The following is an 11,965-nucleotide window of genomic DNA, read 5'->3' as shown; positions in this document are numbered from 1 at the left end:
CGAAGGAGAACTGAAATGGACAACACGTTGAATGGACGCAGGGCGCTGGTCACCGGCGGTGCAAGCGGAATAGGTGCGGCCTGCGCACGGGCACTCGCCGCCCGGGGTGCGAAAGTGGTGGTGGCCGACGTCGACTCCGCCGCCGCGGAGGCTCTCGCCGACGAGGTGGGCGGCAGCGCATGGGGCGTTGACCTGCTGGACGTGGATTCCCTGGCCACCCTGAGCCTGGACTGCGACATTCTGGTCAACAATGCCGGGATCCAGCGCATCAACCCCATCCAGGAGTTCGATCCCGCGGACTTCCGCAGGCTCATTACCCTGATGCTGGAGGCGCCGTTCCTGCTGATCCGGGCTGCGCTGCCGCACATGTATGCCAACAAGTTCGGCCGCATCATCAACGTCTCCTCGGTGCACGGTCTCCGTGCTTCCCCGTTCAAGAGCGCGTATGTGTCTGCCAAGCACGGCCTGGAAGGGCTGAGCAAGGTGACGGCGCTGGAGGGCGGACCGCACGGCGTCACCTCCAACTGCATCAACCCCGGGTACGTGCGCACGCCGCTGGTGGAGAAGCAGCTTGCGGACCAGGCCCAGGTGCACGGCATCCCCGAATCGGAGGTGCTGGCTAAGGTGATGCTCACCGAATCGGCCATCAAGCGCCTGGTGGAACCGGACGAGGTGGCGTCCCTGGTGGCCTGGTTGGCATCGGACGACGCCGGCATGGTCACCGGCGCCAGCTACACCATGGACGGCGGCTGGTCCGCCCGGTAGCACGTCAGTCCAGGGGCCTGACCAGCCGGTGGTCGAAAAAGAAGACGCCGTGGGGCGTCTTGACCCCCACGGATCGGCGGTCCTGCCACACGACGACCCCTTCGCGCCTGCCGCTGAAGGGGTCGTCGCCTATGACCGTGTCGCCCACGCGGTAAGGGCAGCGGGGGCTGAAGACCGCCACCGTCCGTCCCCAGGCCCCGGCAAAGACAGTGCCGAGGCTGACGGGCCGGCCCATATCGGAAAGATCGTGTGTGTAGTCCTCGGCCACGTGACCAACTCCTTCAGGCAGCGGCCTGCCGCCTGCTAACGGTGCTGGTTGGCGGAACGCTCCCAGCGGAGGATGGTCCTCCCATTCCGGCCGCCACCGTACGCCTACGCTAAGCGCTATTCACATCAGTAACACCAGTAACAGGTACTCGAGTTTTGGGAGGGGTACTACTTACCCGGCCCAGCCCCGCGTGCTCACCAGGCCGTCGCGTTCCAGGGTCTTCAGCGTCTGTGCCAGCACCTTCTCGCTGATGCCTTCGGCGCGCCGTCGAAGGTCACTCCACCGCTGTTCGCCCTCGGACAGCGCGAGCAGGATCAGGACGCCCCACGTGCTGGTGATGTGGTCCAGTACGGTGCGGCTGGGGCGCCCTGCCGGGAACACGCCGTCGGCAAAAGCAAGGGGCAGGGAAGGGAAGTTCTCTCCCCGCGCGTTGGTTGTGCCCTTTGACAGAGCAGAAATCCCGAAAGGAATCATTGTGAGCATCGTTGTTACAGGCGCCACCGGCCAGCTGGGGCGGCACGTTGTTGAAGCCCTCCTGGAGCGGGGAGTGCCTGCCGGCGAAATCGTCGCAGCCGGACGTTCCATTGGGAAGCTGGCAGATTTCGCGGAACGCGGGGTGCGCGTGCAGCCCATGGACTACGCGGATGCGGGCTCAGTGGCAGCTGCGCTCAAGGGTGCCAACCGGGTGCTGCTGATCTCCGGCAGTGAAGTGGGGCGGCGTGTGGAACAGCACCGCACGGTTATTGATGCCGCCAAGACCGAAGGCGTGGAGCTGCTGGCCTACACCAGCATCGCCAACGCGGACACCACAGCCATGTTGCTGGCCGACGAGCACAAGGCCACCGAGGCGCTGCTGCGCGAGTCCGGCGTTCCCTTCGTGCTGCTGCGCAATGGCTGGTACTTGGAAAACTACACCGAGCAGCTGCCCGGCACCCTCGCCCAGGGCGCCGTCGCGGGCAGCGCCGGGGAGGGCAAGGTCAGTGGAGCGGCGCGGGCCGATTACGCCCATGCCGCTGCGGCGGTGCTGGTAGCCGATGGCCAGGCAGGCAAGGTCTACGAGCTGGGCGGCGACGACGCCTTCACGATGGCTGACCTGGCATCGGAGATCAGTGCCGCCACCGGCAAAACCATCACCTACAACGACCTGCCCGCGCAGGACTACGTTGGCCTGCTCACGGGCGTAGGCGTGCCCGAGGCCTTTGCGCAGATCCTTGCGGACTCGGACCTGGGCATCGCACGCGGCGATCTGCTGGTCAGCAGCGGCGACCTGCGCCGGCTGATCGGGCGCCCGACGACGTCACTCGGCCAGGCGGTCCGGACCGCCGCTGCTTCCGCGTAGGCAGCAGAACGGCAAGGTGCCCGGCCCCTTTGGGGGACCGGGCACCTTTTCGCTTATAACTTGTACGCGAGGCGCAGCTTATTCGCTGCTCCGGGCCGTCCCGACCACCGGCAGCGGTGACGTTTCGTCCTCGAGGTGGGCCCGGCGTCGTCCGTCACCTTTGACGCACAGCCTGTAGGCCAGGACCAGCAGCCCCACCCACGCCGCGCCAACGTAGAGCGCGATCCGGGTGTCCTCGAAGGCATCAGCACGGCGATCACCAGCACCATGAACGCGATGGTGAGGACAGAGGCGGCGGGCCACCACGGTGAAGGGAATTCCGACGCCGGCAGGCCCTCGCGTGCGATTTCCCGCTTCATTGCCACATGGGAGGCCAGGATCATGACCCACACCCAGACGGTGGCGAAGGTGGCAATCGAGGCAATCACCAGGAACACGTCCTCCGGAATGACCGCGTTCAGGACCACGCCGACCAGGAGGATGCCCGCCATCATCACCACGGTCATCCAGGGCACGCCATGGCGGGACACCTTGCCGAAGACGGCGGGCCCGTGGCCCTGGTTGGAAAGCCCGAAGAGGATGCGGCCCGCGCCGAAGATATCGCTGTTGATGGCAGAAAGTGCAGCCGTGATGACCACTGCGTTCAGGATGTGCGGTGCAGCCGGGATGCCCAGGCTGCTGAAGATCTGCACGAACGGGCTGCCGCTGGTGCCAACCTGGTCCCATGGGAAGAGGCTCATCAGGACGCCCAGGGTGAGGACGTAGAACAGCAGCACGCGCACAGGGACGGTGTTGACGGCCTTGGGGATGACCTTCTTGGGATCTGCTGCCTCGCCGGCCGTGATGCCCAGCGTCTCGATCCCGCCGAAGGCGAACATCACCACAGCAAAGGATGCCAGCAGGCCTTCGAAGCCTTTCGGGAACAGGCCGCCGTGCTCCACCAGGTTGCCCAGTCCGGGCGCCACGGTGGAATCGGCGGCCTGGAAACCGAACACAATAAGGGCCGCCCCGCCCGCGATCATCGCGATGATGGCCGCGACCTTGATCAGCGAGAACCAGAACTCGAGCTCGCCGAAGACTTTGACGCTGAGCAGGTTCAGGGCGGCCAGGAAGCAAATGACGGCAAGGATCCAAATCCAGCGGTCCACCTGTGGGAACCAGAAGCCCATATAGATGCTGAATGCCGTGACGTCGGCGATGGCTACGATGGCCATCTCGAAGACGTAGGTCCAGCCGGTCACGAAACCGGCCAGGGGACCGAGATAGCGGCTTGCGTACTGGCTGAAGGAGCCGGACACCGGATGGCGGACCGCCATCTCGCCCAACGCGCGCATCACCATGAACACGGCGGCGCCGCCGATGATGTACGCCAGCAGGACGGCGGGTCCTGCCTTTTGGATCGCGGAGGCGGAGCCGTAGAAGAGGCCCGTGCCGATGGCCGAGCCCAGGGCCATGAAGCGGATGTGCCGCACGTTCAGGCCCCTGTTGAGGACGTGTCCGACGACGGCCGTTGGGTTGTGCTGTTCCGCCGCGGTTTCGTTCCGGGTTGGGGTTGGAGCTGGTTGCATGCAAATACCTTCTCGTCATTGGGAGGGGAGCCGCTAACCAGCAGACCATTTTCGGGCGCACCGTGATCAGGCTCACGGCGGGTTGGTGTCTTTCATTCCAGACGAACAGCTTCTTTCCCGACCGCCCCGCACACCCCTTGACTCGACTCCGGCTATTCCATACCGTGAGGGGCCGCCGGTAACCGGGCGGACGCACTGCTTCACGTTGTGCCCCCGTACCAGCAAGCCCGAAGGAGATCGATGGTGAAAGCAATCGTGCAGGACGTCTATGGATCGGCAGACGTGCTGGAGCTGCGGGACATCGCCCGGCCGGAGCCCGGCGCCCGGGAGGTGCTGATCCGGGTGCGGGCAGCGGGCGTGGACAAGGGCGTTTGGCACCTGATGACCGGGCTGCCGTATCTGGTCCGGCTTTTCGGTTACGGCCTGAGGAAGCCGAAAGTTCCCGTCCGCGGCCGGGAAGTGGCCGGCGTGGTGGAAGCGGTGGGGCCCGGGGTGACCCGTTTTTCTCCTGGGGACGAGGTGTTCGGGACCTGCGAGGGATCCTTTGCCGAGTATGTCTGCGCCAAAGAGGACAAGGTGGCCCGCAAGCCCTCTGCCCTCTCCTTTGAAGAAGCGGCGGCTTCGCCAATTTCCGGCGTCACCGCCCTGCAGGCTGTCCGCGACGCCAGCCAGGTCACCGTCGGCCAGAAGGTACTCATCCTTGGCGCGGGCGGGGGTGTGGGCTCCTTTGCAGTCCAGCTGGCCAAGGCCTTCGGAGCAGAGGTGACAGGCGTGTGCAGCACCGCCAAGGTTGAACTGGTGCGATCCCTCGGGGCGGATGCCGTTGTTGACTACACCAAGACGTATATCGCGGGCGCCGGAAAGGTATACGACCTTATCCTGGACGCGGCCGGCAACCGCCCGCTGTCTTTCCTGCGCCGCCTGCTCGTACGCAAGGGCACCCTGGTGATCATTGGCGGCGAAGGGGGCGGCAAGTTGACCGGCGGATTTGAGCGGTCCCTTGCTGCCCCGGTGGTCTCCCTGTTTTCCGGCCGGAAGTTCAAGGGGCTTGTGGCAAAGGAAACGCACCTGGACCTGGAGGCTCTTGCATCGCTGATGGAAGCTGGCAGCGTCAAGCCCGCGGTGGATAAAGTCTTTCCCCTTGCGGAAGCGCCGGCCGCCATCCGGTACCTCCATGAGGGGCGGGCACGCGGCAAAGTTGTGCTCACCATCTGAATTTGGCCAGGTTATCCACCCTGAGGCACGCAGGCAGGATGGTGGTAGGCGTCTGGTATTGCAGACAACAGGCGCATTGGTAGGAACTTCGAAAGCCGGGGGAGGGCGCAAGCTTAAGTACGGGATACCGGACATAGCTACCCAGAAAGAACCTTCAATGCCATGAGCACTGCACTAAGCACGGACAGCCAGGCGCCGCGGGCCGCCGCCAAGGCGTCGTCAAAGGTTCCTGCCGCCGAGAACACGCTGCGCATCCTCAAGCTGCTGGCTTCGCGGCGTGGCCCCATGGCGGCATCCCAGATCGCGTCCAGCCTTGACCTGCCCAGGTCCAGTGTCTACCACCTGCTGGGGGTGATGGAGGCCAATGGCTTCGTCCTCCATCTCCACGAGGAGCAGCGGTACGGGCTGGGCATCAGTGCGTTCGAACTCAGTTCGGCGTACTCCCGGCAGGAGCCGCTGTCACGGCTGGGACGCCCCCTCCTGGCCGGTTTGGTGGATACCATCGGCGAGAGCGCGCACCTTGCCGTCCTGCACGGCCGCGACGTCCTGTACATCGTGGAGGAGCGGGCAAAGAACCGGCCGTCCCTGGTGACGGACGTCGGCGTCCGGCTTCCCAGCCACCTCACCGCCAGCGGCCGGGCCATCCTGGCAGCATTGCCCAAATCGCAGGTGCGCGCCCTGTACCCGAACGCGGCGGCCTTCACCGCCCGGCACGAGGTGGAGGGCGCCATCATGAAGTATTCCGCGCTGTCCTCGCACCTCGACCAGGTAAGGCAGCGTGGATATGCCACCGAACACGGCGAGGTGACGCCCGGTTTCGGCTCCATTGCCGCCGCGGTCACCGACCATTTGGGCTGGCCCACCGCCGCCGTCGCAGTCACCTTCCTGGAGGACAAACTGCCCCATGACCAGTGGCCGGTGCTGGCCGCCCGCGTGCAGAAAGTGGCCGACGAACTCTCTCTCCGAATCCACGGCCGCCCGGTCAAATAAGGCTGGCTGAAAAGATGCCGGCGGCTTGTCTGGGACTCCGGACAGCACCCTCTTGAAAGCCCTGTGATGCCCCTTCTCCAGGCGTTTTAGTTGTTACAGAACTTCTTCGAAATCTCAGACACCAAGAAAAGGAGCCCATCATGGCACCCGCCGATTTCACCACAGGGGCCCGCCCGATCAAAGCAGCCCGCGGCACCGAGCTCACCGCCAAGTCCTGGCAGACCGAAGCGCCGCTGCGCATGTTGATGAACAACCTGGACCCGGAGGTCGCCGAACGCCCGGATGACCTGGTGGTTTACGGTGGCACCGGCCGGGCCGTCCGCTCCTGGGCCGCGTTCGATGCCATCACCCGCACGCTGGAGACCATGGAAAAGGACGAAACCCTCCTTGTCCAGTCAGGCAAGCCGGTGGGCGTGTTCCGCACCAACGAATGGGCGCCCCGCGTGCTGCTGGCCAACTCCAACCTGGTCGGTGACTGGGCCACGTGGCCGGAATTCCGCCGCCTGGAGGCCGAGGGCCTGATGATGTACGGCCAGATGACTGCCGGTTCCTGGATCTACATCGGCACCCAGGGCATCCTGCAGGGCACCTTCGAGACCTTCGCCGCGATCGCCCGGAAGCTGACCGGCGATGAGAATGGCACTCTTGCCGGCACGCTGACCCTCACCGGCGGCTGCGGCGGCATGGGCGGCGCGCAGCCCCTCGCCGTCACCCTGAACGAGGGCGTCTGCCTGATCGTCGACGTCGACGAGTCCCGCCTCCGGCGCCGCGCCGGCAAGCGCTACCTGGACGAAGTGGAAACCAACCTCGACGCCGCCATCGCCAAGGTGCTCAAGGCCAAGGAAGAGCGCCGCGGCTGGTCCGTGGGCTACGTCGGCAACGCCGCCGAGGTCTTCCCGGAGATCCTGCGCCGGCACAAGGCAGGCGAGCTCACCGTGGACATCGTCACCGACCAGACCTCGGCACACGATCCGCTCAGCTACCTTCCCGAGGGCATCTCCGTCGACGAGTGGCACCGCGAAGCTGAAGCGGATCCGGAAGGGTTCACCAAGAAAGCGCAGGCCTCCATGGCACGGCACGTGCAGGCCATGGTGGAATTCCAGGACGCCGGCGCCGAAGTCTTCGACTACGGCAACTCCATCCGTGACGAAGCCCGCAAGGGCGGCTACAACCGCGCCTTCGAGTTCCCCGGCTTCGTCCCCGCCTACATCCGCCCGCTCTTCTGCGAAGGCCTGGGCCCGTTCCGCTGGGTGGCCCTCTCCGGCGACCCCGAGGACATCCGCGTCACAGACGAAGCCATCAAGGAGCTGTTCCCCGAGAACAAGCACCTGCACCGCTGGATCGACGCAGCCCAGGAAAGGGTGGAATTCGAAGGCCTGCCGGCCCGCATCTGCTGGCTGGGCTACGGCGAACGCGCCAAAGCCGGCCTTCTGTTCAACCAGCTCGTCAAGGAAGGCAAGGTCAAGGCCCCCATCGTCATCGGCCGCGACCACCTGGACTCCGGCTCGGTGGCCTCCCCGTACCGCGAAACCGAGGCCATGAAGGACGGCTCGGACGCCATCGCCGACTGGCCCATGCTCAACGCCCTCCTCAACACCGCTTCCGGCGCCACTTGGGTATCCCTGCACCACGGCGGCGGCGTGGGCATCGGCCGCTCCATCCACGCCGGCCAGGTCTCCGTCGCCGACGGCACCGACCTCGCCGCTGAAAAGCTCCAACGCCTCCTCACCAACGACCCCGGCATGGGCGTCATCCGCCATGCCGACGCCGGCTACGAGCGCGCCCTCGACGTCGCCAAGGAACGCGGCGTCCGCATCCCCATGCTCCCCACGGACTCCCTAACCTCGCAAGCTCGGCCAGGGAACCCTGTCCGCGTGGGCCCAGAAAATCGCTGACCCGGCCAAACCCCGCATCGATTGCTCCGTAAGTGCCGTTATGACCCCTCAAAAGGGCCCTTACGGAGCAGTCGATGGAACCTCTTTTAGGAATTTCAATGACAGCCATTACGCACCAACCGCTCACCGTCACCCTCGGCCCGGCGGGCGTCACGCCCGAGGATGTGCTCGCCGTCGCCCGCCACGACGATAAGGTGGCCATCGCGCCCGAAACCCTGGAAACCGTGGCCAAGGTCCGCGCCCACATCGACAATCTCGCCGCCAGCGACATCCCCGCCTACGGCATCTCCACCGGCTTCGGCGCGCTGGCCAACCGGCACATCCCCAACGAGCTGCGCACCCAGCTGCAGAAGTCCCTGATCCGCAGCCATGCGGCAGGCATGGGCCCGGCCGTGGAGCGCGAGGTAGTCCGCGGCATCATGTTCCTGCGCGCCAAGACCCTGGCCTCCGGCCGCACCGGCGTCCGCACCGTGGTCCTGCAGACCATGGTGGACGTCCTCAACGCCGGGATCACCCCCGTGGTCCGTGAATTCGGCTCGCTGGGCTGCTCCGGTGACCTGGCCCCCCTCTCGCACTGCGCGCTGGTGCTGATGGGCGAAGGCGAAGCAGAAGGGCCCGACGGCGCCACATACGGCGGGCGCGGAGAGCGGCCTGTCGCTGAGCTGCTGGCGGAACACGGCATCGAGCCGGTCATCCTCGCCGAAAAGGAAGGACTGGCGCTGGTCAACGGCACCGAGGGCATGCTGGGCATGCTCCTCATGGCCATCGCGGACCTTCGCCGGCTGCTCACGACGGCGGACATCACCGCCGCGCTCAGCGTCGAGGCACTGCTGGGCACCGACCAGGTGTTCCTGCCCGAGCTTCACGCCGCCTTGCGCCCGCACCCCGGCCAGGCGGCCAGCGCTGACAATATGCTGCGCGTGCTCTCCGATTCGCCGATCGTCGCCTCGCACAAGGTGGGGGACTCGCGCGTCCAGGACGCCTACTCGCTGCGCTGCGCCCCGCAGGTGGCCGGTGCCGTCCGTGACACCGTGGACCACGCCGAGTTGGTGGCCACCCGGGAACTGGCGGCAGCCATCGATAACCCGGTGGTTCTTCCGGACGGTCGCGTCAGCTCGAACGGCAACTTCCATGGCGCTCCCGTGGCGTACGTCCTGGACTACCTGGCTATCGCCGTCGCCGACCTGTCCTCCATCGCCGAGCGCCGGACCGACCGGATGCTCGATCCCGCCCGGTCGCACGGGCTGCCCGCCTTCCTCGCCGCGGACCCCGGCGTCGACTCCGGCCTGATGATCGCCCAGTACACCCAGGCCGGCCTGGTGTCGGACAACAAGCGGCTGGCGGTGCCGGCGTCCGTGGACTCGATTCCGAGCTCCGCCATGCAGGAGGACCACGTGTCCATGGGCTGGCACGCGGCCCGGAAGCTGCGCAAGGCAGTGGAGAACCTCCGCCGGGTCCTGGCCATTGAACTGGTGACGTCAGCCCGGGCACTGGACATCCGGACCCAGCTGTCCGGCGGGGTCCTGACTCCCGGACCTGCGGGTGCCGCGGTGGTAACGGCGCTGCGGAGTGTTGTTGAGGGTCCGGGAACGGACCGGTTCCTGTCTCCGGAACTGGAAGCGGCTGACCGGCTCGTTGCCTCAGGTGAGGTGCTCCGCGCGGCCGAATTCGCCGTCGGGCCCCTCGCCTGAACCCGAAGGATCTTCAGGACCTGCTGCGCTTCCGATCCGAAGTGCGGAATATCCGGCGCCACGGCCCATTGTGGCGCCGGAGTGTAGTAGAACTGAAGGTGTAGCGAAAGTCACATCAAAGAGGCTGTGGCAGCAGAACAATACAAAGGGGTAGAAGTTCAAATGAAAGCACGTGGGGCAGTCCTGTCGAGGCGCAATGCCCAGTCCGCCGCGGTGTCCAACTGGAAGTCGCTCCAGGCCGGGGACCGCGTCGAGATCATCAAGCATGCGCATGTGGTGGCAGCGGGGGAAGTGGAAGAGGTGTCCCAGAGCGGCAATGTCATCTGGCTGGTTCCGGCGGGCCCATCCGGTCCGGCGGAGAAGCTGCTTTTCCTGAAGTCCGATGGAGTCGAGGTTCGCCGCGCCTAGCAGTCCGGCCGGCAGCGACCAGCAACAAAAAATCCCCGCACGCCATGACGGTGTGCGGGGATTTTTTCGGTTATGGTCAGGCGGCGAAGGACTCGTAGGTCTCGCCGAAGGGCACTGATTCGTCCAGGGCCACGGTGTAGCGTCCCGGGTGCAGCCTGGTAACCAGGATGCCGCAGGCGGCGTCATGTGCTGCTACTTCAATCAGTTCGGCTACCGCCTCTTCCAGTCCGGCGTGGACCTCGCTGGCGCTGGAGAACTCCAGGCTGATGGACCGCGGCGCGGGTCCTTCGGGCGTCTGGGCGGCGGGGACGCGCTCCAAGGTAGCTGTAGTCATGTACTGAACTTTCTGTGTTTCGTGCCAGGATGGCTCCAACATTCTACCTTCTGCTCCCCTTATATGTCAGATGACTGTCCTTTGGAAGCCCCGATCAAGCGGTCACAAAGCGTTTCGTTCCCGGCCGCGCAGCGAAATCAAGGACCATGGAGGCGGGGCCCAGAGGGCCCGAAACCTGTCGATAAAGCTTGAGGAGAATTCAGGATGAAGATCATGCGCCTGGGCGAATCCGGCAGCGAACAGCCTGCCGTGCTGGTTCCCTCCGCGGACGGGGCGGACCGCTATTTTAGCCTGCTGCCCCTTACCCGCGAGGTGGACGGGGCGTTCCTTGCTGCCGGTGGACTGGACAAGGCCCGGAAGGCCCTTGAGGCGGGGGAGCTGCCGGTCCTGGATGGTGCTGTTTCGCTCCGCATTGGTGCGCCCATCGCCCGCCCGGGCTCGGTGGTGGGCATCGGGATGAACTACGCCGCGCACGCGGCGGAATCGGGGGCAGAGCCGCCCGCCATCCCCGTGGTCTTCCTCAAGCCGAGCAACACCGTCACCGGCCCCTGCGACCCGGCCCCGCTGCCGCCGCGCTCCACCCGCTACGACTGGGAGGTGGAGCTGGGAGTTGTGATCGGCAAGGAGGCCAGCTATCTCGGTTCCACGGATGACGCCGCTGCCTGCATTGCCGGCTACGTCACCGCCAATGACTTTTCCGAACGGGAGTACCAGCTGCCCGGAGCTGCCGTCCAGTGGACCAAGGGAAAATCCCTTCCCGGGTCAACGCCCCTGGGTCCGTGGCTGGTCCCTGCAGAGGAGGCCGACGGCGGCAACCTGCGGCTGCGCAGCTGGGTGAACGGTGAGCCCCGGCAGGATTCGACGTCCGCCGAACTCATCTTCGACGCCGCCACCCTGGTCCACCACTGCAGCCAGTACATGCGGCTGGAACCGGGTGATGTGATCCTCACCGGAACGCCGCAGGGAGTGGCCTTAAGCGGCCGTTTCCCCTACCTCCAGCCGGGCGACGTGGTGGAGGTAGAGGTGGAGGGCCTGGGCCGCCAGCGCCAGGAGTTGTTCCGGACGCCGGCGGCCGCTACGGTTTAGCCCGCCTTGACGGCCAGGACCGGGCAGTCCGCCTCGAGCAGGATGCGCTGGGACGTGCTGCCCATGATCAGCTTGCCCACCGGCGTGCGGCGCCGCAGGCCGATCACGATGAGGTCGGCTTTGTGCTCCTCGGCGGCGTCCAGCACCTCGGCCGCGGCATCGTGACCGCGCACAGGCCGCTTGATCAGGTACTGGATGCCCTGGGTGGCCAGCCGCTGCTCAATGTCCTGGATCTCGCCTTCGGGGGCGAAGCGGTTGTCCACCGTTGCCTCGCCCTTGGAGGAGTTGATCAGCACCAGCGTGCTGTTGTTCTTCCGGGCCTCGGTGATGGCCTGCGTCAAGGCAGCTTCGCCTTCAGGGGTGGGGACGTATCCCACAACGACGGTCATGGTTGCTCCTGGTTCTG

At 66.1% G+C, this 11,965-nt stretch carries 11 protein-coding genes and 2 pseudogenes; 8 read left to right on the top strand and 5 right to left on the bottom strand.

Annotation, left to right across the window (positions count from 1 at the left end; translation table 11 throughout):
• Positions 1-15 precede the first annotated feature (15 nt).
• Positions 16-765 carry a 3-hydroxybutyrate dehydrogenase gene (locus QF031_RS17910; RefSeq protein ID WP_307431274.1) on the top strand — a complete coding sequence of 250 codons (750 nt, stop codon included), beginning with the start codon at positions 16-18 and terminating at the stop codon, positions 763-765.
• Positions 766-769: 4 nt separating this feature from the next.
• On the opposite strand, the gene QF031_RS17905 is transcribed toward QF031_RS17910, so the two are convergent.
• Together QF031_RS17905 and QF031_RS17900 are read right to left on the bottom strand one after the other, a co-directional pair.
• On the bottom strand, positions 770-1,033 hold the full coding sequence (locus QF031_RS17905; RefSeq protein ID WP_307431271.1) for a hypothetical protein: 264 nt from the start codon (positions 1,031-1,033) through the stop codon (positions 770-772).
• Between the two features lie 192 nt (positions 1,034-1,225).
• A pseudogene (locus tag QF031_RS17900) lies at positions 1,226-1,438 on the bottom strand (winged helix-turn-helix transcriptional regulator); the annotation flags it as partial.
• Between the two features lie 70 nt (positions 1,439-1,508).
• On the opposite strand from QF031_RS17900, the gene QF031_RS17895 reads away from it, so the two are divergent.
• Complete coding sequence (locus tag QF031_RS17895) at positions 1,509-2,372, top strand: SDR family oxidoreductase (protein WP_307431268.1); 864 nt, start codon at positions 1,509-1,511, stop codon at positions 2,370-2,372.
• A 78-nt stretch (positions 2,373-2,450) separates the two neighbouring features.
• Here QF031_RS17895 and QF031_RS17890 read toward each other — a convergent pair.
• Positions 2,451-3,940 (bottom strand): annotated as a pseudogene (locus tag QF031_RS17890) (amino acid permease).
• A 240-nt stretch (positions 3,941-4,180) separates the two neighbouring features.
• Here QF031_RS17890 and QF031_RS17885 point away from each other — a divergent pair.
• The 5 genes from QF031_RS17885 to QF031_RS17865 all read left to right on the top strand — a co-directional run bounded on the left by QF031_RS17885 (position 4,181) and on the right by QF031_RS17865 (position 10,139).
• Positions 4,181-5,155 (top strand): NAD(P)-dependent alcohol dehydrogenase, encoded by a 975-nt coding sequence (locus QF031_RS17885; RefSeq protein ID WP_307431266.1) that lies wholly within the window; start codon positions 4,181-4,183, stop codon positions 5,153-5,155.
• 162 nt (positions 5,156-5,317) lie between these two features.
• Positions 5,318-6,145 carry an IclR family transcriptional regulator gene (locus tag QF031_RS17880; RefSeq protein WP_307431263.1) on the top strand — a complete coding sequence of 276 codons (828 nt, stop codon included), beginning with the start codon at positions 5,318-5,320 and terminating at the stop codon, positions 6,143-6,145.
• A gap of 140 nt (positions 6,146-6,285) precedes the next feature.
• On the top strand, positions 6,286-8,040 hold the full coding sequence (gene hutU / locus QF031_RS17875) for a urocanate hydratase (RefSeq protein ID WP_307431260.1): 1,755 nt from the start codon (positions 6,286-6,288) through the stop codon (positions 8,038-8,040).
• A 98-nt stretch (positions 8,041-8,138) separates the two neighbouring features.
• Entirely contained in the window at positions 8,139-9,731 is a 1,593-nt protein-coding gene (gene hutH / locus QF031_RS17870; protein ID WP_307431257.1) for a histidine ammonia-lyase, read from the top strand.
• A 162-nt stretch (positions 9,732-9,893) separates the two neighbouring features.
• Positions 9,894-10,139, top strand: a complete 246-nt coding sequence (locus tag QF031_RS17865) for a hypothetical protein (RefSeq protein WP_307431253.1) — start codon at positions 9,894-9,896, stop codon at positions 10,137-10,139.
• 76 nt (positions 10,140-10,215) lie between these two features.
• Here QF031_RS17865 and QF031_RS17860 read toward each other — a convergent pair whose 3' ends face one another.
• Positions 10,216-10,473: a hypothetical protein gene (locus tag QF031_RS17860; RefSeq protein ID WP_307431250.1), complete on the bottom strand. Its 258-nt coding sequence runs from the start codon at positions 10,471-10,473 to the stop codon at positions 10,216-10,218.
• Positions 10,474-10,677: 204 nt separating this feature from the next.
• Here QF031_RS17860 and QF031_RS17855 point away from each other — a divergent pair, with 204 nt between their 5' ends.
• Positions 10,678-11,559 (top strand): fumarylacetoacetate hydrolase family protein, encoded by an 882-nt coding sequence (locus QF031_RS17855; RefSeq protein ID WP_307431247.1) that lies wholly within the window; start codon positions 10,678-10,680, stop codon positions 11,557-11,559.
• On the opposite strand, the gene QF031_RS17850 is transcribed toward QF031_RS17855, so the two are convergent.
• Positions 11,556-11,948 carry a universal stress protein gene (locus QF031_RS17850; protein ID WP_307431244.1) on the bottom strand — a complete coding sequence of 131 codons (393 nt, stop codon included), beginning with the start codon at positions 11,946-11,948 and terminating at the stop codon, positions 11,556-11,558. The two genes, QF031_RS17855 and QF031_RS17850, sit on opposite strands and share 4 nt — an antisense overlap.
• Positions 11,949-11,965: the final 17 nt, after the last annotated feature.

The organism is Pseudarthrobacter defluvii, from assembly GCF_030816725.1.
In the GTDB taxonomy this organism is placed as follows: Bacteria; Actinomycetota; Actinomycetes; order Actinomycetales; family Micrococcaceae; genus Arthrobacter; species Arthrobacter defluvii_A.
This window is presented reverse-complemented; position numbering and strand designations above follow the sequence as displayed.